Annotated in this window: 21 protein-coding genes; 8 read left to right on the plus strand and 13 right to left on the minus strand. The window is 66.6% G+C overall.

The features are described from left to right. Nucleotide 1 precedes the first annotated feature (1 nt). The 4 genes from ACQ4W0_RS16135 to ACQ4W0_RS16150 are packed head-to-tail and all read right to left on the minus strand — an operon-like array spanning nucleotide 2 to nucleotide 6,222. Entirely contained in the window at nucleotides 2-1,552 is a 1,551-nt protein-coding gene (locus ACQ4W0_RS16135) for an MBOAT family O-acyltransferase (RefSeq protein ID WP_436577637.1), read from the minus strand. Beyond that, nucleotides 1,542-2,615 (minus strand): glycosyltransferase family 4 protein, encoded by a 1,074-nt coding sequence (locus tag ACQ4W0_RS16140; RefSeq protein WP_436577638.1) that lies wholly within the window; start codon nucleotides 2,613-2,615, stop codon nucleotides 1,542-1,544. The genes ACQ4W0_RS16135 and ACQ4W0_RS16140 overlap by 11 nt, the downstream gene beginning before the upstream one ends. Before the next feature lie 34 nt (nucleotides 2,616-2,649). Beyond that, nucleotides 2,650-4,119: a lipopolysaccharide biosynthesis protein gene (locus ACQ4W0_RS16145; RefSeq protein ID WP_436577639.1), complete on the minus strand. Its 1,470-nt coding sequence runs from the start codon at nucleotides 4,117-4,119 to the stop codon at nucleotides 2,650-2,652. Between the two features lie 18 nt (nucleotides 4,120-4,137). Beyond that, nucleotides 4,138-6,222, minus strand: a complete 2,085-nt coding sequence (locus tag ACQ4W0_RS16150; RefSeq protein ID WP_436577640.1) for a glycosyltransferase — start codon at nucleotides 6,220-6,222, stop codon at nucleotides 4,138-4,140. A 151-nt stretch (nucleotides 6,223-6,373) separates the two neighbouring features. On the opposite strand from ACQ4W0_RS16150, the gene ACQ4W0_RS16155 reads away from it, so the two are divergent. Both ACQ4W0_RS16155 and ACQ4W0_RS16160 read left to right on the plus strand, forming a co-directional pair. Beyond that, the gene (locus tag ACQ4W0_RS16155; protein WP_436577641.1) at nucleotides 6,374-7,672 is read left to right on the plus strand and encodes a putative O-glycosylation ligase, exosortase A system-associated; all 1,299 of its coding nucleotides are present in this window, start codon (nucleotides 6,374-6,376) and stop codon (nucleotides 7,670-7,672) included. After that, the gene (locus ACQ4W0_RS16160) at nucleotides 7,669-8,604 is read left to right on the plus strand and encodes a polysaccharide deacetylase family protein (RefSeq protein ID WP_436577642.1); all 936 of its coding nucleotides are present in this window, start codon (nucleotides 7,669-7,671) and stop codon (nucleotides 8,602-8,604) included. Before ACQ4W0_RS16155 ends, ACQ4W0_RS16160 begins: the two co-directional genes overlap by 4 nt. On the opposite strand, the gene ACQ4W0_RS16165 is transcribed toward ACQ4W0_RS16160, so the two are convergent. Genes ACQ4W0_RS16165 through ACQ4W0_RS16175 form a run of 3 tightly spaced genes read right to left on the minus strand, consistent with a single transcriptional unit; the run spans nucleotide 8,513 to nucleotide 13,331 of the window. Beyond that, a complete protein-coding gene (locus ACQ4W0_RS16165; RefSeq protein WP_436577643.1) occupies nucleotides 8,513-10,459 on the minus strand; it encodes an asparagine synthetase B family protein in 1,947 nt (648 codons plus the stop codon). The two genes, ACQ4W0_RS16160 and ACQ4W0_RS16165, sit on opposite strands and share 92 nt — an antisense overlap. Continuing rightward, the gene (locus tag ACQ4W0_RS16170) at nucleotides 10,456-11,742 is read right to left on the minus strand and encodes a pyridoxal-dependent decarboxylase, exosortase A system-associated (protein WP_436577644.1); all 1,287 of its coding nucleotides are present in this window, start codon (nucleotides 11,740-11,742) and stop codon (nucleotides 10,456-10,458) included. Before ACQ4W0_RS16170 ends, ACQ4W0_RS16165 begins: the two co-directional genes overlap by 4 nt. Further along, the gene (locus tag ACQ4W0_RS16175; RefSeq protein ID WP_436577645.1) at nucleotides 11,739-13,331 is read right to left on the minus strand and encodes an acyl-CoA ligase (AMP-forming), exosortase A system-associated; all 1,593 of its coding nucleotides are present in this window, start codon (nucleotides 13,329-13,331) and stop codon (nucleotides 11,739-11,741) included. The genes ACQ4W0_RS16170 and ACQ4W0_RS16175 overlap by 4 nt, the downstream gene beginning before the upstream one ends. 186 nt (nucleotides 13,332-13,517) lie before the next feature. On the opposite strand from ACQ4W0_RS16175, the gene ACQ4W0_RS16180 reads away from it, so the two are divergent. The 6 genes from ACQ4W0_RS16180 to ACQ4W0_RS16205 are packed head-to-tail and all read left to right on the plus strand — an operon-like array spanning nucleotide 13,518 to nucleotide 18,285. Next, complete coding sequence (locus tag ACQ4W0_RS16180; protein WP_436577646.1) at nucleotides 13,518-14,288, plus strand: hypothetical protein; 771 nt, start codon at nucleotides 13,518-13,520, stop codon at nucleotides 14,286-14,288. After that, a complete protein-coding gene (locus ACQ4W0_RS16185; RefSeq protein WP_436577647.1) occupies nucleotides 14,267-14,512 on the plus strand; it encodes an acyl carrier protein in 246 nt (81 codons plus the stop codon). The genes ACQ4W0_RS16180 and ACQ4W0_RS16185 overlap by 22 nt, the downstream gene beginning before the upstream one ends. After that, nucleotides 14,509-15,366 carry a hydrolase 2, exosortase A system-associated gene (locus tag ACQ4W0_RS16190; protein ID WP_436577648.1) on the plus strand — a complete coding sequence of 286 codons (858 nt, stop codon included), beginning with the start codon at nucleotides 14,509-14,511 and terminating at the stop codon, nucleotides 15,364-15,366. The genes ACQ4W0_RS16185 and ACQ4W0_RS16190 overlap by 4 nt, the downstream gene beginning before the upstream one ends. Further along, nucleotides 15,363-16,274: a hydrolase 1, exosortase A system-associated gene (locus ACQ4W0_RS16195; RefSeq protein ID WP_436577649.1), complete on the plus strand. Its 912-nt coding sequence runs from the start codon at nucleotides 15,363-15,365 to the stop codon at nucleotides 16,272-16,274. The genes ACQ4W0_RS16190 and ACQ4W0_RS16195 overlap by 4 nt, the downstream gene beginning before the upstream one ends. Before the next feature lie 53 nt (nucleotides 16,275-16,327). After that, nucleotides 16,328-17,572, plus strand: coding sequence for a glycosyltransferase (locus ACQ4W0_RS16200; RefSeq protein WP_436577650.1), 1,245 nt, complete (start codon nucleotides 16,328-16,330; stop codon nucleotides 17,570-17,572). Next, nucleotides 17,569-18,285 carry an ABC transporter permease gene (locus ACQ4W0_RS16205; RefSeq protein ID WP_436577651.1) on the plus strand — a complete coding sequence of 239 codons (717 nt, stop codon included), beginning with the start codon at nucleotides 17,569-17,571 and terminating at the stop codon, nucleotides 18,283-18,285. The genes ACQ4W0_RS16200 and ACQ4W0_RS16205 overlap by 4 nt, the downstream gene beginning before the upstream one ends. Here the strand turns inward: ACQ4W0_RS16205 and ACQ4W0_RS16210 are convergent. From ACQ4W0_RS16210 to ACQ4W0_RS16235, 6 genes are all read right to left on the minus strand, one after another. After that, nucleotides 18,272-19,009, minus strand: coding sequence for a hypothetical protein (locus ACQ4W0_RS16210; protein ID WP_436577652.1), 738 nt, complete (start codon nucleotides 19,007-19,009; stop codon nucleotides 18,272-18,274). The genes ACQ4W0_RS16205 and ACQ4W0_RS16210 overlap by 14 nt on opposite strands. Nucleotides 19,010-19,025: 16 nt before the next feature. After that, nucleotides 19,026-19,472: a DUF6678 family protein gene (locus ACQ4W0_RS16215; protein ID WP_436577653.1), complete on the minus strand. Its 447-nt coding sequence runs from the start codon at nucleotides 19,470-19,472 to the stop codon at nucleotides 19,026-19,028. Continuing rightward, nucleotides 19,469-20,185: a DUF6058 family natural product biosynthesis protein gene (locus tag ACQ4W0_RS16220; protein WP_436577654.1), complete on the minus strand. Its 717-nt coding sequence runs from the start codon at nucleotides 20,183-20,185 to the stop codon at nucleotides 19,469-19,471. The genes ACQ4W0_RS16215 and ACQ4W0_RS16220 overlap by 4 nt, the downstream gene beginning before the upstream one ends. A 43-nt stretch (nucleotides 20,186-20,228) precedes the next feature. Next, complete coding sequence (gene purT, locus ACQ4W0_RS16225; RefSeq protein WP_436577655.1) at nucleotides 20,229-21,467, minus strand: formate-dependent phosphoribosylglycinamide formyltransferase; 1,239 nt, start codon at nucleotides 21,465-21,467, stop codon at nucleotides 20,229-20,231. 94 nt (nucleotides 21,468-21,561) lie between these two features. Beyond that, complete coding sequence (locus ACQ4W0_RS16230; RefSeq protein ID WP_436577656.1) at nucleotides 21,562-22,059, minus strand: VOC family protein; 498 nt, start codon at nucleotides 22,057-22,059, stop codon at nucleotides 21,562-21,564. A 137-nt stretch (nucleotides 22,060-22,196) separates the two neighbouring features. Next, nucleotides 22,197-23,090 (minus strand): LysR family transcriptional regulator, encoded by an 894-nt coding sequence (locus ACQ4W0_RS16235; RefSeq protein ID WP_436577657.1) that lies wholly within the window; start codon nucleotides 23,088-23,090, stop codon nucleotides 22,197-22,199. Nucleotides 23,091-23,130: the final 40 nt, after the last annotated feature.

The following is a 23,130-nucleotide window of genomic DNA, read 5'->3' on the forward strand; positions in this document are numbered from 1 at the left end:
CTCAGAATTGGAAGTAGAGAAATTCGGTGACCCGGTTCATGCCGAAGATGCAGGCGACGAACAGCGCGGCAAAGCTCACGCTCCAGCGCCGCGTGGGACGCCAGCGGAAGGCCCAGCGTCCTTGCGGTTGAAATATTCTTTCAATGGCGGGCTCGTAAAGAAAGAAAATTTCTTGCGTATTCGGCGCCCTGAAGGCCAGCAGCATGGCGCCCAGCAGCACGGGCAAGCCTGGCCCCGCCAGTTCGATCCAGCGGATGCCGTCGAAGGCCGGATGCAGGCCCCACTGGGCCAGGCTGGCCGCATGGCTGGCCAGGCCGCGCGGGAGGCTCACGCCATTCGCCCCCACCAGCGCGCCCGCGATATCACAGGCCGTGGCCACGTCGGGCGCGCGGAAGAAGATCCAGGCCAGCATCACGGCAAGAAAGGTCAGGACGCCAGGCCACCAGTGCGCCCGCGCCGCGCCAAAGACCCGCTGCCACGCCTGCTGCAGCACCAGGTACAAGCCGTGCAAGCCGCCCCAGATGACAAAGGTCCAGCCGGCGCCATGCCACAGGCCGCCCAGCAGCATGGTCAGCATCAGGTTGCGGTAGCGCATGGCCTCGCCATGGCGGCTGCCGCCCAGGGGAATGTATACATAGTCGCGCAGGAAACGCGACAAGGTCATGTGCCAGCGGCGCCAGAAGTCGGCAATATTGGCTGCCTTGTACGGCGAGTTGAAGTTCAGCGGCAATTTCACGCCGAACAGGCGCGACAGGCCGATGGCCATGTCCGAATAGCCGGAAAAGTCGAAATACAGCTGGAAGGTGTAGGCCAGCACGCCGATCCACGCCTCGATCAGCGTGGGGCTCGCCCCGGCCGCGAAGACAGGCATGGCCAGCGGCGACAGGTTGTCGGCAATCAGCACCTTCTTTGCCAGCCCGATGGTGAAGATCGACAGGCCGATGGCGAAATTGGCGGCGCGCGGGTGGGCGTTGGCCGGGTCGGCGAACTGCGGCATCATGTCGCGGTGGTGCAGCACGGGGCCGGCGATCAGGTGCGGAAAATAGCTGACGAACAGCACATAATGGATGAAACGGTATTCGCGCACCTCGCCCCGGTAGCAATCGACGAGGAAGGCGATCTGCGTGAAGGTAAAGAACGAGATACCGATCGGCAAGATGATGGCCAGGCCATGCCACGGCAGGCTGGCAGTATCGGTACCGGCGGCAGCGATGGCGACGGCGTTCAGGCTGTCGATGAAGAAATTCGCATATTTATAGTACGCAAGCAAACCCAGGTTCAGGGCCAGCGCCGCCACCAGCACGCGCTTGCGGGTCGCGCCCGCGCTGGCGCCGATCAGGCGACCGGCGCCATAATTGACGCAAATGGACACCAGCAGCAGCGGCAGATAGCGCACGTCCCACCAGGCATAGAAGAACAGCGAGGCGAGCGCCAGCCACATGGCCGGCGCCAGGCGCCAACTGGCGGAGGATGCCCAGCGGTCCAGCAAAAAATAGCCGGCCAGCACGATGGGCAAATAGCCGAACAGAAAGGCGAAGGAATTAAACAGCATGTTGCCTCCTGGCAGGCAAGGACTGGACCTGGTAGTAACAATCGGCAATCTGGGCCGCCACCCGCTCCCACGTAAAACGTTCCACCAGGGCTTGCACGCGGCAGCGCTCGGGCGGCAGCGCCAGCAAGTCGAGGATGGCCTGGCGTTGCGCGGGGCCATCGTCCCAGCGCACCTTGCGCAGCGCAAACGCGGAATCGGGCAAGTCCAGCGCGCTTTGCGCCGTCATGACGACGGGCGTGCCGGCCGCCAGTGCTTCGAGCACGCTCAAGGGAAACACTTCGCCCTGGCTGGGCAAGGCCGCCACGGCCGCCGCATGATAGGCGCTGGCCAGCAGCGGGTCGGCATGGTCGAGCGCGCCCAGCCAGCTGACGTGCGGCAAGTCCAGCAACTGTTGCAGATACGCTTGCTGTTCGCGCGGCGCGGCGCCGATCAGCACCAGGGGCAAGCCGGCGCCCGCCAGCGCCTGCGCCAGTCCCAGCTGGTTTTTATACGCTGAAATGCTGCCCGTCATCAGCACGAACGGCCCGGCAATACCCGTTTCGCGCAGGAACAGATCGCCATTGGCCGTGAAGAAATGCGGGTTGATACCGTTGGGCAAGACGCGGATGGCGTCGGCCCCCATGCCGAAACCTTGCACGATGGCATCGCGCTCGGCCTCGCCCAAGGCGATCACCACGTCGGCCAGCTGCAAGGCGCGCCGCGTCTGCGCATAACTGGTTTGCACCATCCATTCCGTCAGGCGTCCCGCCAGCCGGTCGGCCAGCCGCGCGCGCCAGGCGCTGGCGCGGCCCCAGCCAGGCGACAGCAGCGGCGACAGCACCACGGGCACGCCCTGCTCGCTGGCCATTTCCATGATGCGGTAGGTGCCATTGCTGGCCGAAAACACGTGCAGCACGTCGAAATCGGCCAGCCGCTGGTGGTTGGCGTCGACCAGCTGCACGTCCAGGGGGCGCGCCGGTAACTGGGGCAAGCGGTTCAGCGCGGCAATGGTTTCGCGTACCTGGATTTGCAAGCCGCCGTCACGCTGGAACAGCATCGGGTAGGACAAGATACCGACACGCATGGTCATCCTTTCGTGCGCCCGCGCCGCTGGCGGCTCAGTGCGGTGATTTGACTGCCAGCCAGCGGCCAGCCAGCTTGCGTTGCAATAACAAGAACTCGCCGGCGATGTCATGTTTCAACAGGAAAATACCGCCGATCCAGCACAGCAAGGTGACCAGCGCCGTGCCTGCCAGCGCCAGCAGCGGGATGGCGTGCGGCATGTCGGCCGGCATCCACAGCAGCATGTACAGCGGCGGAGGACTGCTGATCGCGCACAGGGCCAGACTCTTGCGCAAGACGGGCAGCAGGACACGCCAGTCGAGACTGCTGAAGCGCCGCAGGCAGCGGTAGATCAGCCAGCTGCGCACCAACGTGCTGAACACCACGGCCCAGGCCACGGCCACCAGTCCGAATGGCGCGGCCAGCAACAGCGCCGCCACCTTCAAGCCGCCCGCCCAGGCATCGAGCCGGGCCTGCACGCGCATCTGGCCCGTCGCCACGAGCAGGTAGCGGGCCATGCTGAATATGCTATACACGGCTGCGGACAGGCACATGATGCGTATCAAGGGCGTACAGGCGCTCCATTGCGGTCCATATAACACTTTGACCAAAGGCAAGGCCATGCAGGCGAGGAACAGGAAGAAGGGCCAGGCCAGCGCCGTCATATAGCTGACCGTGCGCAGATACACGGGCCCAGCCCCGCCCTCCTCGCGGTCGCGCGCCGCGAACAGGGGGAAGACCACGGGCGAGATCGCGCTGGTGATGGCCTGGTTAAAAATGCTCAGCATGCTTTGTGTCTTGCCGAACAGGGCCAGGCTTTCGATATCGATCATTTTGCCGATGACCAGGTCCGGCGCCACCACGCCCGCCTCGTCCACCAGGCCGCCCCCCGTCGCGTAGGCGCCGAAGGAAATGATGGCCTTGATGCCGCGGCGCCCTGGCAGCCACGGCAGTTCACGGGGGCGCACTACCAGGCTGGTCAGCAGCGAGGCCGTGGAGCCGGCCAACACGGCCGCCACCAGGCTCATGTAACTATGCCCAAGCAGGGCCATGCTGACGCCCACCAGCAGGTTGGTGACGCTGTTGGCCGCGTTGATTGCATAGATGGCGCGAAAGCGCAATTGCCGCCGCAGCAAGGGCAAGGTCAGTGCGCTGAACGGTATCAGCAGGAAATTAATCGACAGCAACTGCAGCACCGCTTGCAGGCGCGGCTCTGCATAGAAACGCGCGAGCGGGCCGCTGGCAGCCAGCACCAGCGCCGCCAGCAGCCAGGCGACCGTCAGGCTGGTGGCCAGGGCGGCGCGCAATTTTTCCGTCGTCAGGGTCTTTTCCTGGATCAGGTACTGGCCCACACCAAAGTCGCGAACCACCTGGGCCATGGCCACCAGCACGGCGCCCAGCGAATACACGCCCACCTCGGCCGGCGTCAGCAGGCGCGACAACATCATCGTGGCGACGATGCTGAGCAGCAACACCGTGTATTTTTCGGCGAAGGAAAAGAGGAACGAATGGCGCGTGGCGTTCATGCGGGGAGACTCCTGGCGTTACACGAGACCGGCATAGAACTGGCGCAGTTGGCGCTCCAGCCGCTGCATGGAATAGTGCTCTTCCGCTTCCAGGCGGGCCTGGCGTCCCATGCGCTGCCGCCGGACAGGGTCGCGCAGCAGGTCCGCCACGGCCCGGCACGCCGCGTCCTCGTCGTCGAGCGGCAGCAGCATGCCGCCGCCGCTGCCGTGCAGGATGTCGCTGGTACCCGGCACATCGGTGCCCACGGCCGGCACGCCGCAAGCCATCGCCTCGATGGTGGCAATGCCGAAGCCTTCGTTCTTACTCAGCAGCAAATGCAGGTCGAAGGCTGGCATCAGCAATTCGATACGCTGCTGGAATCCCGTCAACAGCACGCGCGCCTGCAGCCCCGCCGCCAGCACCTGTTCGCGCAGCATCGCTTCCAGCGGCCCCGTGCCCGCCAGCACCAGGTATAACTGGGGGAACTCGTGGCGCAGACGCAGGAACATGGCCAGCAAGGCCTGCGGCCGTTTTTGCGCCGACAGGCGCGCCACGCAACCGATCACCAGGGCGTCCGGCGGCAGCGCCAGCTGCAGGCGCGCCAGCTGGCGCCGTTCGGGCGACACGATGAACGCATCCGTGTCGACGCCGTTCGGGATCACGGCCAGCCGCGTCTGCGGCGCCAGCATGCCGCGATACAGGTCGAGGAAATGCCGCATGGCCGAGGACGATACTGCATACACGCCCTTCACGCTGCGAAACGCTTCCTGCAACAGCGGCCGCTGCCAGGCGCTGAACGGTTCCAAAGGAAACGCATTGTGCACGCTGATGACGGCAGGCAGACGGCACTGCTGCGCCAGCCACAGGATGGAGGCGCCATAGGTCGTCCAGCAAAAGGCCACGTGCACCAGGTCCGGCCGCAAGCGGCGCAGGCGCCAGGCGCCCGTGACCCTGGCGCGCAGCAGATTCCAGCGCCGCCACGCCCAGTGCTCGACAAACAGGGGCGGCTCATACACTGCCACCTGCAGCTTCTGCATGCGCAAGCCTTGCGTCCATGCAGCAAAGCCGGGAAAGCGGCGCAGGCCCAGCACGCTGTCAAAGCCGGCCTTGCCGAGCATGCGCGCTTCCTGCGCCATGCGCAGCTCCATGCCGCCCAGTTCGCCGGAATAGCTGGTAATGACGACACGCGGCAGGCGTTTGCGCCGTCCGCGCCATGCTTCATAGAAATAGCCACGCAGCGAGGCCATTTCCCAGCGGCGCAGGAACAGCGTTTCGCGGTCGCCGCGCAGCCAGGCGCGCACGCCGGCCACGCCGTTGCGCAGATAGCGGCCCAGCATCCAACGCGGCACGCCCAGCCATTCCACGCTGGGCGCCGGCACGACGAGACGGCACTGGCCCCGGCCAAACAGGAAGGAGCGCCGCAATATCCAGCCGCGCTGCACCTGATTCACGCGGATGATGTGCGCCACGCTCGCCTGCGGACAGAACCACGAAGGGTTGCCGGACCGATATATTTCCAGGTTCAGCTTGGTTTCGCTGCCCATGGCGTAGCTGCTCCCCTGCGGGCCGATGCTTTCGTCATAGCGGGCACCCGCCTCGAAGATACGGCGGCGTATCGCCATGTTGGCGCCCCACACGAGGCCCGGATAGATGGGCGCGTCGCGCAGGCCGGGGCTGGTGATGCCCCAGGTCAAGCCAACGGGGGTCAGGCGCAGCAGCCATTGCGCCGGTTGTTCCCGCCAGGCGGGCACGATGGCGCCGCCGAACAGGGCGTAGCCGGGGTGATCACGCGCGCTGTCCTGCAAGCGGCACAGCCAGTCGGGCGCGGGCATGGCGTCGTCGTCGCCAAACACGAACAGCTCGCTGCCATCGCCGCCCTGGCGCAAAGCGTGCTCGACGGCGCCGTTCAGGGCGGGACTGCGGCCGCGCCGCGCCACGTAGACCGAACTCAAGGGCAGACGGCCGCGGAAGGCGGCGATCACCCGGGCCGTGGCGTCCGTGCTGCCATTGTCGGCAATGACCAGGCGCCAGCCGCCAACGGGCGGGCGCAGCGCCATGTAGGCGCGCAATACCTGGGGCAAAGTGCCGGCGCCATTGTAGGTCGCCATGAGAACGGTCAACAAGGACATGCCTCCTTGGTCTTACCATGACAAAACTGATTGACGGTGTCAACAACGCTGAACAGTATTAATCCAGTGTACTGAGCCTGCCCGTCAGCCCGTTGACAGACATCAATACCTTGCAAACCCGGCCAACACCAGGAGCGTTCCCTTCATGCGCGACATCGTGATCACCATCATCATCCTCGGTTCGCTGCCCTACATCCTGAAGGCGCCGGCCATTGGCGGCCTGATGTGGGTCTGGGTCAGCGTGATGAATCCCCACACGCAAGCCTGGGGCTTTGCCACCCACTTGCCGTTCGCCTTCATCATCGCCATCGCCACCATGCTCAGCCTCGTGATGACGCGCGAACCGAAGAGCCTACCGCTCACGCCCGTCAGCGTGCTGCTGCTGCTGTTCGTCGGATGGATGAATGTCACGGCGCCGTTCGCGCTGCTGCCTGAAGCGTCGTGGGTGCAGTGGAACAAGGTCATGAAGATCATGCTGATGAGCTTTGTCACCATGATGGTGATACGCACGCGGCGCGACATCGTGCGCCTTGTGTGGGTGCTGGTGGGCTCGATCGGCTATTACGGCGTGAAAGGCGGCATCTTCACCATCCGCAGCGGCGGCACGGAGCGGGTCTGGGGGCCGGACGAAACGTTTATTGGGGATAACAATGCGCTGGCCCTGGCCCTGATCATCACCATCCCCCTCATGTATTATTTGCAGCAAAACACCGATAAACGCTGGCTGCGCCACGGCTTGTCGGCCGCGATGCTGCTGTCGGCGCTGGCCGCGCTGGGCTCGTATTCACGCGGCGCGCTGCTGGCCATTGCCGCCATGGGCTTGTTCATGTGGCTGAAAAGCGACCGCAAGCTGGTGCTGGGCGCCTTGCTCGCTGCGGTCGCGCCGCTGCTGCTGGCCTTCATGCCCGAGCGCTGGGCCGATCGCATGGACACCATCAACACGTATCAGGATGACGTGTCCGCCATGGGCCGCCTGAATGCCTGGCGCATGGCCTGGAACCTGGCGCGCGACCGCTTTCTTGGAGGCGGCTTCGATGTCTCCGACGCCTCCATCTTTGCCCGCTACGCGCCGAACCCCATGGATGTGCACGCAGCGCACAGCATCTATTTCCAGGCGCTGGGCGAACACGGCTTTGTCGGCTTGTTCATTTACCTGGCGCTGGGCATCGCCACCTGGCGCACGGCGGCCGCCATCATCCGCCGCACGCGGGGCAAGCCGGAACTGCGCTGGGCGCACGGCCTGGCCACCATGAGCCAGGCCAGCCTGATCGGCTTTGCCGTGGGCGGCGCCTTCCTCAGCCTGCTGTATTTCGACATGCCCTACTACCTGATGGCCGCCCTGATCGCCACGCGCATCATCGTCGAGCAGCAGGCGCCGGCCTCCACCTCCAGCGCCCGACAGGCCAGGGCCAAGGCCCGGGCCGCCATTGCGGAGCAGCCATGACGGCCACCTTGTCCATCTTGATCTACCACCGCGTGCTGGCACGGCCCGACCCCCTGTTTCCCGGCGAAGTGGACGCCCGCTTGTTCGAGCGCCAGTTGCGCCTGCTGAAGCGCTTTTATGCCCCGCTGCCCCTGGCCGTAGCCGTGCAGCGGCTGCAAGATGGCTGCCTGCCGCCGCGCGCCGCGTGCATCACCTTTGACGACGGCTATGCGGACAATGCGCAAGTTGCCCTGCCGCTGCTGCAGCGACATGGCTTGCACGCCACGTTTTTTATCGCCACGGGCTACCTGGACGGCGGACAGATGTGGAGTGACACGGTGATCGAGGCCGTGCGCCAGGCGCCCGGTCCCCGGCTGGACTTGCAGGAACACGGCCTGGGCTGCCTGCCCGTCGCCAGCTTGGCGCAGCGGCAAGCGGCCATCGCCACCTTGCTGGGCCAGCTCAAATACCTGCCGTTCGGCCGGCGCCAGCAGCTGGCCATGCAGATACGCCGGCGGGCAGGCGCCACGGCGGGCCAGGCCGCCATGCTGAGCACGGCGCAGCTGCGCCAGCTGCAATCGGCCGGCATGGGCCTGGGCGCGCACACGGCCAGCCACCCGATTCTGTCCACCTTGCCGGACCACGCCGCGCGGCGGGACATCGCCAACGGCAAGCATCAGCTGGAAGACTTGATACAGGCGCCCGTCACCCTGTTTGCGTATCCGAACGGGAAGGCCGGGCGCGATTATGGCGCGCCACATGTGGCAATGGTCCACAGCCTGGGCTTCAAGGCGGCAGTGGCCACTGACTGGGGCGTGGCGCGCCCGGGCGCGGGGCTGGACCTGCTGCAACTGCCCCGCTTTACGCCGTGGGATCGAGGACGGCTGGCATTTCTGTGGCGCTTGCGGCAAAACCGCCGGCAAGCGCACCCAGCGCGCCCGGATGCTGGCTGAGCCACTGTTCCAGCATCAGCAGCAGCCACACCATGGTGCCGTGATAGGCCGGATGTTCCGCCAGCAAGCGTCCTTGCAGATCGTCGATGAAAACGGGCCGCACGATGCCGCGCCCGCGCAGCTGCGTCAGGTTATCGAACGCAAATTCGCGCAGCGGCGCGTGGCTGTGCAGCCACTGGCCGAAAGGCAAGCCGAAGCCGTGCTTTTTCTTGCGCACGATGGCCGGCGGCAGGATGTCCGCCAGCGCCCGCTTGAAGAAGGGCCGCAGCTGCCTGCCATCGAGCTTGTCGCGCGGCGCCAGGCGCGCGGCAAACGCCACCATCGCGTCGTGCAGGAAGGGAAAGGCCGCTTCCACGCCGGCCAGCTCGCACGCCTTGCGCACCTTGAACAGGTCATTGTCGGCCAACGTAAAACGCATGTCCAGCGCCAGCAGTTCATTGATCTGGCTCAAGCCCTGGCCTTGCCGCTCCCAATACGCGCCATTCACGCAGCCGGGCGCCATGCCCGGGGCTATGGTGTCGATGAAACCCGCTTCCAGCACCGTGCGGTAGCCATGGCGCAGCAGCAAGTTGTAGCTGTCGAGCCGGGCCGGCAGCGGCAGGCTCGCTTGCTCGATGTAGCGGCGCGCCTTGTCGGCCAGTCGCCACGGCTTGCCCCTCTGCTGGCGGAAGAGCAGCGGCTCGATGATGGCCTGGCGCAGCATGGCGGGCAAGCGCCCGTACTGCGACAGCAAGGCCTGGTGCGCATAGCGTTCATTGCCACCAAACAATTCGTCGCCGCCGTCGCCGCCCAGGAGGCGCTTCACGCCATCCTCGCGCGCCATCTGCGCGCAGTAAAAGGCGGGAATGGCCGAGGCATTGCCGAAAGGCTGGTCAAAAACGGCCGCCATGGCGGGAATCGCCGCCAGCACGTCGCTTGGCGTCACGTAGCGCTCGTGGTGGATGCTGCCCGCGTGGCTGGCGGCCAGGCGCGCATACGCCATTTCGTCATAGCCGGGTACATCAAACCCGATGGAATACGTGCGCGCGGGCCGGCCCGTCACTTGGCCCATGATGGCGGCCAGGGTGGAACTGTCCGTGCCGCCGCTGAGAAACGCGCCCGTATCCGCCCCATCCGCCCCCAGGCTGCTTTCCACGGCCAGGCGCAGCAGGCGCAGGAATTCCTGCTTGTTGCTGGCAAAGGTGGCCCGCGTGCGCGCCGCGCGTGGCTCCTGGAAAGTCAGTTGCCAGTAGTTGCCCTTGCATTGCTTGCCACCGCGCACATGCAGGTATTCGCCGGGCAGCAAGCGCTGCTGGCCCAGGTAGGCCGTGGCCGGGCCAGGCACCATGTGGAAGTACAGGTAGTGATACAGGGCTTGCGGATCGAGCGCGCCCCGCACGGAGGGATGGGCCAGCAAGGCGTCATGCGAGGAGGCAAAGAACAGGCCCTGCGCATTGTTCGTATAGCTGAGCGGATGCATGCCGGCGCGGTCCACGGCCAGCAGGGCCGAGCCGGAAAAGGCGTCGAGGATGGCCAGCGAAAATGGTCCGGACAGGCAGGCGCAGGCGGCCACGCCACGGCTCAGCCACAGGGACGCGAGGCGGCTCGCCACGTCGTCCGCCGAACCGTCGAGCACGGGCCGGCCCCAGATGGCCACTTGCAAGCCATCTTGCTGGTGCACATGGCGGCTGCCGTCGATGGCGGCCACGGCCACGCCGCCCACGTCGCTCACACTGGTGGCCAGGAGCGTGCCATCAAAACGCGACAGCGGTGCAGCCATGGCCGCCAGGGAGGCCCGCGCCGCGCCATCGCTTGCCCTGCCGGTACCGGCGGCAAGGCCGGAAGCCGGCGCCAGCCAACCGCACAGGCCGCTCATACGAGCACCTCGGCCGGCAAGGGATGGCCGAGAAAGGCCGTCGGGCTGGCCGTCAAGCCATACGCGCCCGACTGGAACACCACCACCAGGTCGCCCTCCTCGGCGCGCGCCATTTCCATCTGGTCGGCCAGCAAGTCCAGCGGCGTACACAGCGGCCCCACGACGGACGCCACTTCGCGCGCCCCGCCCTGCAAGCGGTTGCCGATGGCGACCGGGTAATTCTTGCGGATCAGCTGGCCAAAATTGCCGGAGGCCGCCAGATGATGGTGCAAACCGCCATCCGTGACGAGAAAGACCTGTCCATGCGACACCTTGCGTTCGAGCACCTTGCACACATAAATCCCGGCCTCGGCCACCAGGTAGCGGCCCAATTCCAGGTTCAGACGGGCGCCGGGCGCCGCCTGGGCCAGGATGTCGAGCTGCCGCTGCAAGCCTGCAGCCACGGGCGCCAGGTCGAGGGCCTGGTCGCCGGGGAAATACGGCACGCCGAAGCCGCCGCCGATATTCAGGGTGCGCAAGGGCGACGGCGCGCTGTCGGCCAGCTGCAGGGCCAGTTGCACGCTGAGCGCCTGCGCTTCGGCCAGGGCCGATGCCGACAGGTTTTGCGAGCCCGCATACAGGTGAAAGCCGTGGAAATCCAGCCCCAGTTGGCCGATGCGGCTCAGCAGCGCCGGCACCAGGGCCGCATCGACGCCAAACGGTTGCGCGCCGCCGCCCATGCGCATGCCCGTACGGCGCAAGGCGAAATCGGGATTCACGCGCACGGCCACCCTGGCCGTCACGCCCAGCCGTTCACTGGCCAGCGCCACCCTTTCCAGCTGGGCGCCCGATTCTACGTTGATCAGCACGCCTGCTGCCACGGCCCGCGCCAGTTCGCCATCGCTCTTGCCTGGCCCCGCAAAACTGATGCGCGACGGCGCCATGGGCGTATCGAGCGCCGTCGCCAGTTCGCCGCCCGACGCCACGTCGAGGCCATCGACCAGGCCCGCCAGCCACTGCACCACGGCCGGCATGGGATTGGCCTTCATGGCGTAATGCACGAGCACCCCGGTGGGCAAGGCGGCGCGCAGTTCGGCCACGCGGCGCGTGATGTGCGCGCGTTCATACGCGTAGAACGGCGTGCTGCCCACGCGCTGGGCCAGCCGGCGCAAGGGCATGCCGCCGATCTGCAGCATGTCGCCAGCCACGGCGAACTGGCGCAGGGGCGCGTGCGACGGCAGTTCCAGCCCGGCGGGGCTATCAGGGCTGTTCAAATGGGCGTCTTTGATGCCGGGACCGTTCATACCGCATCTCCTGATTGGACCGCATACGCGCGCGCCAGTTCCCTGGCCAGCAATGGGCGGTCGATCTTGCCATTCGGATTGCGCGGCAGCACGCCGTCGCGGATCTCCACCCACAGCGGCACCATATAGCTGGGCAAGCGCGCGCGGCAGGCTGCCAGTACGCTGTCGCGCAGCAATTCGACACCCGGCGCGGGCGTGACGAGCAAGGCGATGGCCTGGCCCAGCACGGCATGGGGCAGGCCCAGCGCGGCCGCCTCGCCCACCAGCCCGCTCGCATACGCGATTTCCTCGATCTCGGCCGGACTGACCCGGTAGCCGGACGTCTTGATCATGTCGTCGCTGCGGCCCACGAAATACAGATAGCCATCCGCATCGCGGCGCACGGTGTCGCCCGACCAGACGGCCAGTTCCGGCAGCACCAGGCCGCTCGCCTGCGGCGGCAGCGGCTTGAAGCGCTCGGCCGTGCGCGCCGTATCGTTCCAGTAACCAAGCGCCACCAGCGCGCCACGGTGCACGAGCTCGCCAGGCTCGTCGGCGTCGCACACGCTGCCGTCCGGACGCAGCACCAGCACTTCCGCGTTGGGGATCGCTTGCCCGATGGAATCGGGACGCCGCTCCAGCTGTTCCGGCGCCAGGTAGGTGGAGCGGAACGCTTCCGTCAAGCCATACATCAGGTAGACCTGCGTGCGCGGCAGCGACTGGCGCAGCCGGTCGAGGGTGGATCGCTGCATCACGCCGCCCGAATTGGTGATGTAGCGCAAAGGCGTGGACAGGGGCCAGCTCAGCTGCGACAGCTGCACCCACAGGGGCGGCACGGCGGCCAGGCCCGTGATGGCTTCCTGCTCCACGACCTCGACAATGTCGCGCAGCAGCAGATAATTCATCAGCACGGCGCAGGCGCCGCTGGCAAAGGCCGTCGTCAGCTGGCTCAGGCCATAATCAAAGCTGAGCGGCAGCACGCACAAGATCCGGTCTTGCGGCGTGTTGCGCAGGTAGGACGACACGCTGAGCGCACCGGCCAGCATGTTCCGGTGCGACAACACCACGCCTTTCGGCCGCCCCGTGCTGCCCGAGGTATACAAGATGGCGGCCATGTCCGTGTCGATCACCGCATGCCACAGGGGCGCGGGCGCGGCGGGTATGCCGCTCCACGGCAGCAGCCGTACCTTGCCCAGGTGCGATTGCGTCTCCCCTTCGCCCGTCAACAGCACCGTCTGCAAGTCCGGGCAGGCGGCCAGCGCCGGACCCAGCTGCGCCAAGCGTTCGCGCGAGGTGACGAGGATGGCCACGTTGCAATCGGCCAGGATGTAGGCTACCTGATCCGGCTTGAGCAGCGGATTGACGGGCACGAACACGCCGCCGGCCGCCGCCGCGCCAAACATGGCGCTGACGTTTTCCGGGCGTTTTTCCAGGTACACGGCCACGCGCGCGCCACGCTGCAAGCCCAGCGTCAGCAAGGTGCTGGCCGCCTCGCGCACGGACTGCGCCAGCGCGGCATAGCTTACTTCCTCGCCCTGCCACGACAGCGCCGGCGCGTGGGCCGCGCGCTGCGCCGTGTCGAATATCAGCTCGTGTATCAGTGTCGCCATCGTCTCATCCCCGGGTTGCCATGATTGCCATGCATTCCCCTATGATTCAGACAAACGGCCACAGCGGTCTTGATTTTGATCAATTAACAGTTTCAGCAACACAGCTTGAGCCGGCGCAAGACCAGCGTCGGCCGCTGCGCTCTAATGGACAACATTGGCTGCATAGCCGCCCCATCCTTGACCGCCATGGCCAGCTTCACCCGTTTTCCCCGGTTGCAACGGCTTGCCGCCAGCCTTCGCCAGCTGGGCTGGCGCGACAGCGCCTGGCTGGCTCTGGCGCGATTACTGGAACGCGTGCCGGGCGGGCGTTGCGCGCTATATCGTTATCAATTCGTCGCGCAAGCCGTGGCGCCCGGTTCGCTGTGCCGCGAGCGCGGCCGGTCGATCACGGTCACGCCCTGCCTGGCGGAAGCGGACTTGCCGCCAGGTCCCGAACGCCGTCCCGGCGCGCTGCGCGAGCGCTACCGCCAGGGCGCGCAATGCCTGGTGGCCCGCAATGCGCAAGACGCTGACCAAGCCGCCATGGCCGGCTGGATCTGGCTGCTGCGCCACGGTTGCCAGGAAGACGAGGTGCGCGCCCGCTATGCGCTGGCGTCGAAGCAGTCCTCGTGGGACCTGGACGTATGGGTCCATCCCGCACAGCGGGGCGGCCTGGTCTTCGCCCGCCTGTGGGAAGAAGCCAACGCCATGCTGTACGCGCAGGGCGTGCGCTGGTCGTGCAGCCGCATCTCGCGTTTCAACCGTGCCTCGCTGGGCGCCCATGCGCGCCTGGGCACGCATGCGCTGGGCACTGCCACCTTCCTGCGCTGCGGGCGCTGGCAATGGATGGCCGCCAGCCTGCCGCCCTATCTGCACCTGTCGCGCCGTCCGGATGACATCCCCTGCCTGGCCTTCGATACGTCCTCCCTGCCGCACTACCCTTCCCTGGAGCTGACATGCCGCATCTTGAAGCAGTAAAGCACATCCTCGACACCACCCTGGGCTTGAACGGGCGCGCGCTGGAAGCCCACACGCCGCTGCTGGGCAGCGTGCCGGAACTCGACTCGATGGCCGTCATCGGCGTGATCGCCGCGCTGGAAGACCATTGCGGCATCCTTGTCGCCGACGACGACATCCACGCGCGCCACTTCGCCACCGTGGGCACCCTGCACGATTTCGTGTTTGCAAAGCTGCGACTATGAGCCATACCGCCACCGCGGCGCTGCCGCTGCTGCCCTTCTTCCTGCCCGCCAGCGGCGGCCAGCGCTATTGCCTGCTGCACCTGCCGCCGCCGGGCCGCAACGCGCGCGGCGGCATCCTCTACGTGCATCCGTTCGCGGAAGAACTGAATAAAAGCCGCCACGTGGCCGCCGCGCAGGCGCGCGCCTTTGCCGCCGCCGGCTACAGCGTGCTGCAGATCGACCTGTTTGGCTGCGGCGACAGCAGCGGCGACTTCGGCGAGGCGCGCTGGGACATCTGGCACAACGACCTGCACCTGGCTTGCGCCTGGCTGGCGCAGCGCGTCGACGGTCCCTTGACCGTGTGGGGCGTGCGCCTGGGCGCCCTGCTGGCGCTCGATTTTGCCAGCCGCGCGCCGCTGCCCCTGGCGCGTTTGCTGCTGTGGCAGCCGGAAACCGATGGACGGCGCAGCATCGACCGCTTCCTGCGCCTGCGCCTGGCCACCAGCATGCTGGCCGGCGGCACGCAGGAAGCGCCCGGCCATGCGCGCGCCACTCTGGCGCAAGGCGAGCCTGTGGAAGTGGCCGGCTACCAGCTGGCGCCGGCGCTGGCGCAAGCCATCGATGGCGTCAGCGCAGCGGCGCTGCTGCCCGCGGTGCCCGTCTACTGGCTCGAGTACCAGGCGCCGGCGCAGACCTGCGCACCCTTGCCGCCGCTGGCGTGTCTATGGCGCGAACGCGGCGCCGCCGTGCACGTGGCCAGCTTCGTCGATGGCCCGTTCTGGCACAGCGGCGAGCTGCTGGCGTGTCCGCAACTGCTGGACGCCACGCGCAAACTGTGCCGCGACTGGCTAGCCGAGGAGAGGACGCCGCCATGAAACGCGACAGCACTCAGCAGCACCTTGCAGGGCAAACCGTGCGCGAGCTGGCGCTGCGCTTTCGCAGCGTGGCCGAAGGTACCGATGCGGGTGAAGACGGCGAGGCGCAGGCGCGTATGGTCGGCATCCTCAGCCTGCCCGCCGCGCCAGGGCCGCGCGGCGTATTGATCGTCACGGGCGGGCCCCAGTACCGGGTGGGCAGCCACCGCCAGTTCGTCTTGCTGGCGCGCGCCCTGGCCGCGCAAGGCTGGCCCGTGCTGCGTTTCGACCTGCGCGGCATGGGCGACAGCGAGGGTGGCGCGCGCGATTACCGCGCCGCCGGTCCCGACATCGCCGGCGCGCTGGCGCAATTCTTCGATGCCGTGCCATCCTTGCGCGAAGTGGCGCTGTGGGGCTTGTGCGACGGCGCCACGGCGGCCGCCTGCCATGCGCCAAGCGACCCGCGCGTCAATGCCCTGGTCCTGCTCAACCCGTGGGTGCGCAGCAGCGCCGGCCTGGCGCGCGCCACCCTGCGCCATTATTATCTGCCACGCCTGCTGCAAGGCGCGTTCTGGCGCAAGCTGACCAAAGGCGGACTGCAGCTGGGCGCCAGCTTGGCCTCGCTGCGGCAGGTGGCGGCCGCCACGCAGGTGCCGGCGCAGGCAGCGCAGCAAAACGACGCGCCCGCGCCGGCCCTGCTGCGGGCGCTGACGCAGTTCCAGGGCAAGGTCTTGCTGATCCTCAGCGGCGACGACCTGGGCGCGCGCGAGTGGCAAGCCCTGCTCGACGGCGATGCGGCGTGGCGCGCCGTCGCCGCGCGCGCGCCCTGGACGCAGGCGCAGGTCGATGGCGCCAACCACACGTTCGCCAGCGCCGCCTGGCGCGGCGAAGTCGAACAACTGTGCGCACGGTGGCTGCAGTCATGCTAGGGATCACGCCAAACGCTGCCCGGCCGAACGCGGCCCGACCAAAACGGGTGCTGATGCTCGCCTACCATTTTCCGCCGCTTGCTGGCGGCAGCGGCATCCTGCGCACCCTGGGCTTCGCGCGCCATTTGCCCGACTGCGGCTGGCAGCCGCTGGTGCTCAGTCCCGCGCCGCTCGCGTATGCGCAGCGGGGCGATACGCAGCTGGCGCAGATCGGCGCGCAAGCCACCGTGCGGCGCACCCTGGCGCTGGACGCGGCGCGCCACCTGGCCATCGCCGGACGTTATCCGCGCTGCCTGGCGCTGCCCGACCGCTGGAGTTCCTGGTGGTTGAGCGCCGTGCCGGCCGGCATGCGCATGATTCGACAGTACCGCCCCGACGCCATCTGGTCCACCTACCCGATCGCCACAGCGCACCTGATCGCGATGACCTTGCAAAAACTCAGCGGCCTGCCGTGGATCGCCGACCAGCGCGACCCCATGTTGGACGACAGCGATCCGCTGGCGCTGTATCCGCCCGAAGCGCGTTTGCACCGCATGCATGCCTGGATCGAACAGCGCATCGCGGCGCGCAGCTCAGCCATCGTCTGCACCACGCCAGGCGCCATCGACGCGCACCGGCGGCGCCTGGCGCACGTTGGGCGCGAGCGCTTCTGCCTGATCGAAAATGGTCATGATGATGACGAAGGCGCCGCACCGCTGGACGGGCCGCAAGGCCGCCGCAGCCGCTTCCAGCTGCTGCACAGCGGCGTGATCTATCCGTCCGAGCGCGATCCGCAAGCGCTGTTCGAGGCCCTGGCCAGGCTGCGCCACGACGGCGTGCTGCATGCGCATAATTTCCAGCTGGTGCTGCGCGCCACGGGCCACGATGCATGGCTGGCCAGCCTGCTGGTGAAATACGGCATCCTGGACCTGGTACGCCTGGAACCGTTGCAGCCGCACGGCACGGCGCTGCAGGAAATGCTGGCGGCCGACGGCTTGCTGTTGCTGCAGGCTGCCAATTGCAACGCGCAGATTCCCGCCAAGCTGTATGAATACCTGCGCTGCCGCCGGCCCATCCTGGCGCTGACCGACCTGGCCGGCGACAGCGCGGCCAAGCTGCGCCACTGCGGCATCGACACCATCGGCCAGCTCGCTTCCAGCAGCGACTGCGCGCGCGCCCTGCTGCGCTTCCTGGAACTGGCGCGCCAGGGCCGCGCGCCGCTGGCCAGCCCCGCTGTCGTCGCCCTGCAATCGCGGCAAGCCCGCAGCAACGCCCTGGCCGACTTGCTGGACCAGGTCAGCCACAGGAGAACAGCATGAAACACCTGATATTTGCCTGCGCCCTGGCCGCCTGCTGCGCCCATGCCGGCGCTGCCGAATGCCCGCCCTACGTGAAGCACACCCCGGGCGGCGACTATACGAGCGCGGAAGACCGCGACGGCCTGTCCGTGGTCGAGAAATTCCATTTTTCGCGCGCCGTGGAAACGCTCACGCAAGGCATGACGGGCAGCCTGGGGGGCGACATCAGCTACACGCTCGAACACTTTCCGAATCACCACCGGGCGCTGGCCTCGATGGCCAAGCTGGGCTTGCGCCTGAAAAGCGCGCAGCCCGTCGGCGCCCGCTATACGGTCAGCTGCTACTTCGAACGGGCGATCGCCTTCGCGCCGCATGACGTGACGGCGCGCATGGTGTATGGCAACTACCTGCTGGCCATGGGCCAGGATGCGACGGCGATGGAACAGCTGGACGCAGCCAGCCGCCTGGCGCCCGAGCAGGCCACCATCCAGTACAACCTGGGCCTGATGTATGTCAAAAAGAAGGAATACGAGAAGGCCAGCGCGCACGCGCAAAAAGCCTATGCGCTGGGCTTTCCCTTGCCAGGGCTGAAAAACAAGCTGAAGGCGGCGGGCAAGTGGCGCGAGCCACCACCCGCCGTCATTGAAGAGAAGGAAACGAAGGAAGCGCAGAAAACGGAAGAAACGCCAGCACCCGCAACTGCCGTGCCGGCCGAAAAAACTAGCGGGGAATGACGGCCGGCCGCTTGGCGACGCTCAGATGCCCCGTCGGCGAGGTGGCCAGCGCGGCGGCCAGGTCGCGCCGCGATTGGGCCTTGTCTTCGGCCTCGCTGATATACGCCAGTTCCGCCGGCTGCAGCACGGTGATGGTGAGCAGCATCACTTCCCCATACGGCGTGTCGAACGTTGGGGGAAGCGTGGCCGTGCCTTGGGCCAGCAGTACACCCACCTGTTCGTTGTCGTCTTCCAGTCCCTTTGGCGCATCCTGCAAGTCCAGCACCATCGATACGCTGCCGTGGCGCTGCAGCAGCAAATCGATGGAGCCGTGATCGGCCACGTTCTGGCTGACCTGGTAAATGAGGTCGAAGAGCCAGGACTGCGCCACTTCCTGGCCGTCGAAGGCGGCCAGCGGTGCCTCGATGCACACTTCCAGCAAATGGCCGCGCGGCACGAAGACGTCGTCGTCATCTTCGAACGGGTCGCTCAAGCCATCGCTGGCGATCACGATCGAGCCGGGCCGGCGGATCACGCGCCAGGCCTGGCGCAGTGACGGCCAGCGGGGGCCTCCCATGAAGGCGGGATTGACCAGCGGTGCCAGCACGTCGGCGTCCATGACGCCCAGAGTGGCATAAAAGGCGTCGCGCGCAGCGCAGGCCGTGGCCAGCATCTGCGCGCCTGCTTCCTTGCCGACGACGGCGTCGTCCGGTTGCGGTACTTGGGGAATGTCGTTATCAGGCATGAGAGTACTCTTTGAATTAGTCAGCGGGTGGAAAGTCGTGATAATTGCGGGGCAAATAGCCCCAGATGCGCGCCACCCGGTCCCGCACCTCGAAATCGAAGCCGATGCGTTCCAGTTCCGGCACGATCCACACGCCGTGGTCGATGATTTTCTTTGGCAGCAGCATGCCCACATGTTCTTCCGAGGTCAGGCCGATGTCGAACCATTCCACGCCCATGAACGGGAACGGCGGGTGGTAATCCCATTCCGTATCCCAGCGCGAGACGTAGCCGGACACTGAACCATAGCGGTACGACGGCAGCCATTCGTCCTGCCCGCGCATGAAGGCCAGCAGTTCGTTCCACTTGCAGTCGTTGGCGGCGCCCGCCAGGTTGCGCCGCGCGATGTGGCCACGCAGCTTGCGCTTGATGTCGTCGCCGCCGGCGTCGGCCAGCGGCAAGCTGTGCGTCGCCGATGCGGTCATGCAGGCGTCCATTCCCTGTGGTCCACGCGGATGTTCGCCCGCAGATCCTCGACCAGTCGCTTGCGGCTGCTCAAGGCATATTCGACGGGCGAAAAAGGCATGGCGGCCATGGCATAGGCATCGATCAGTGCATGCATTTCCTGCGCCTGCTGTTGCGACAACAGCGTCTTGCTGCCATTCTCGCTTTGCTGCGCGAGCTTTTCCTGCAGCACTTCTTTCCAGGCGATGTGCGCCTCCGACATGGGATGGGCGACGCACAGGGAAAACGTGCCGTTCAAAAAATACGTCCAGGCGCTGTCGGTACGGGCGCGCAAGCCCTCCGCTATCGGCGCGCCACTGTCGTCGAAGCTGTCGCGCAGGCGCCAGGTCGTCAGGTTCAAGGTCCCCAGCGCGGCCGCATAGCGGGAAGTAAATTGTGCCTGCAAGCGCTCTTGCGCGGCGTGCGCCGTACTCTCGGCAACAGCGTCACGCGCAATGGCGATCCAGGCCAGTTGGGACGGCGGGAAGTAGCGGCCAGCCCTGGACCCGGGCGCCGCCATGGCGCCAAAGACGAACGAGCACACCTTGCCGCTGTCATCGACCACATACGCGGGCGCGGGAACCAGGCCAGCCTGGATCAGAGCATCGATTTCTTGCATGGCCATGGCGGCGGCTGCCGCCAATTGCGTCTCGTCCAGATAGTGCTGCGCGAGATAATGATCGAGTTCTGTCATGCGCCCGCTTCCATGTTAATCACTGTTTCATCCGCAGACAGCCTTACTTCGCCACCGGCTTCACTTTGGACGCGGCCAGCACGGCGCGCGCGCGGGCCGTGTCGATATCGTCGGCCGTGGCCAGCGCCACGCCCATGCGGCGGCGGGCGAACGATTCCGGCTTGCCGAACAGGCGCAAATCCGCCCCCGGCACGCTCAAGGCGTCGGCCACGCCTTCGAAGGCGATGCCCTTCGCTTCCAGCTGTCCGTAGATGACGGCCGAAGCGGCGGGCGAACGCAGGGCCACGTTGACGGGCAAGCCCAGGATGGCTTTCGCGTGCAATTCGAATTCGCTCTGCACCTGGCTGGCCATGGTGACCATGCCCGTGTCGTGCGGACGGGGGCTCACTTCCGAGAACCACACCATGTCGTCCTTGACGAACAGTTCCACGCCGAACAGGCCAAGGCCGCCCAAGTTATCCGTCACCTTGCGGGCGATGTCGCGCGAACGCTCGAGGGCCAGCGGCGCCATGCGGGCCGGCTGCCACGATTCCACGTAATCGCCCTGTACCTGCAAGTGGCCGATCGGCTCGCAGAACTGCGTTTCAATTTGCCCAGACGCGCCCACGGCCCGCACCGTCAGCAGGGTGATTTCGTAATCGAAGTCGATGAAGCCTTCGACGATGACCCGGCCCGTGTCGACCCGGCCGCCGCTGGCCGCATACGCCCACGCCGTTTCCACGTCAGCGGCGCTATCCAATTTGGACTGGCCCTTGCCCGACGACGACATCACGGGTTTCACGACGCAGGGAAAGCCGATTTCCTGACACGCCAGCTGCAACTCCTGCAGGCTGCTGGCGAAGCGGTATGGCGAGGTCGCCACGCCGAGCGTTTCGGCCGCCAGCGTGCGGATGCCTTCGCGGTTCATTGTCAGCACGGCGGCGCGCGCGTTCGGGATGCAGGTGATCTGGCCCGCCGCTTCCAGCGCCGCCAGGGTATCGGTGGCGATGGCTTCGATTTCCGGCACGATCAGGTCCGGCTTTTCCAGGTCGATCAGGGCCGCCAGGGCCACGCCGTCGCTCATGTCGATCACGTGCGAGCGGTGCGCCACGGGGTGACCCGGCGCGTTCGGATAGCGGTCGACGGCGATCACTTCCACGCCCAGTCGCTGCAGCGAGATGATCACTTCCTTGCCCAGTTCGCCCGAGCCCAGCAACATGACTTTGATGGCGGTGGAAGACAGGGGCGTGCCGAAGATGCGGGGCGCGATGATGCTGCTAGTGCTGCTGATGCTAGTGGTCATGGCAGGGTCTGTAGGCGGAAGGAAAGATGGCTGGGACTATAACAAATGCCAGCCATCTTGGACAGGGCGCCGCGCTAGCGTGCGGCGAGCGGCACTAGCCCGCATAGGCCCGCTTGATCTTCTCGATGTCGATCTTTTTCATGCCCATCATGGCTTTCATCACGCGCTGGGCCTTGACGGGATCGGGGTCCGTCAGCAGGCGGATCATGAGGGTGGGCACGATTTGCCAGGATACCCCGAACTGGTCCTTGAGCCAACTGCATTGCTGGGCTTCCGGCGGCCCGCCTTCGGACAGCCGGTTCCAGTAGTGGTCGACCTCGTCCTGGGTTTCGCAATTGACCTGGAACGAGATGGCTTCGGAAAACTGGAACAAGGGCCCGCCATTCAAGCCCGTAAACGTCTGGCCATCGAGTTCGAATGCCACCGTCAGCACGCTGCCCGGCGCCTGGCCGTGGATTTCCCGGCCCTCCTCGCCGTAGCGCAGGATCTGGCCCACTATCGAATTGGGAAATATTTCCGTATAAAACCGGGCCGCCGCCTCGGCGTTGCCGTTAAACCATAAACATGGGCTAATCTTTTGTACGCTGTGCATGATGCCTCCCTAGTCCGGAATAGGAATACCTCCCCGCGCGGGAAGGATAACTACCAATATAGTCACTATTGCGCAGCCATGGCGCGCGGTGGCGCCATGCACATGCAGCTACGGCGCCGCCAGGGGAAGAGCAGCCGTCAGGGCTGCGTTCCGAAAGTCTGATCCTGCAATTGCTCCACCAGGAAATCGATCAACACGCGCAGGCGCGGCGGCAGGTGGCGGCTGGCCGGCCACAGCAGCCAGAAGGCCGTGCGCGCCTGCGTATGCTCGTCCAGCAGCGAAACCAGTTGCCCAGCCGCCAGCTCGCGCTGCACGGCAAATGCGGGCAGGTAGGCAATGCCCTGCCCTTGCACGGCCAGGAAGACGCGCATTTCCACGCTGTTGCAGACCATGCCGGGCGCCGGCTGGGCTGCCTCGTCCACCAGCGGCCACTGTTCCCGGCGGCCCGTGGCGGGAAAACGGTAGTCGAGGCGAGCGTGGCGCAGCAGCCCGGGACCATCGGCGGGCCGCCCATGGCGCGCCAGGTAGGCGGGCGACGCCACCAGCAGGCGCCGGAACGTACATAGTTTGCGCCGCATCAAGCCAGAGTCGGCCAGCTCGCCCGTGCGCACGGCGGCGTCAAAGCCGTCGCTGACGATATTGACCATGGCGTCGGAGAAATCGAGGTCCAGTTCGATGGCGGGATAGGCTTGCATGAACGCGCCGATGGCCGGTTCGAACAGGCCGCTGTAGCGTGGCAGGCTGATGCGCAGGCGGCCGCTGGGCGCGCCGCTCGATTCGCCCAGCTCCCGCTCGGCCGCTTCCACTTCGGCCAGGATGCGCTTGCAGCGCTGCAAAAACTTTTCCCCTTCCGCCGTCAGCGCCAGATGCCGCGTGCTGCGCTGGAACAGGCGCGCGCCCAGCCGCGCCTCCATGCGCGCCACGCTCTTGCCGACGGCCGACGATGACAGGCCCAGCAGCCGGCCCGTGGCCGAAAAACTGCCGCTGTCGGCCACTTGCACGAACATCGCGATACCACCCAAGCTATCCATCCGCGCTCCATTCAAGACATTTTTGTCCGATATGCTCATC

The organism is Janthinobacterium breve (assembly GCF_051380895.1).
Taxonomy (GTDB): domain Bacteria; phylum Pseudomonadota; class Gammaproteobacteria; order Burkholderiales; family Burkholderiaceae_D; genus Janthinobacterium.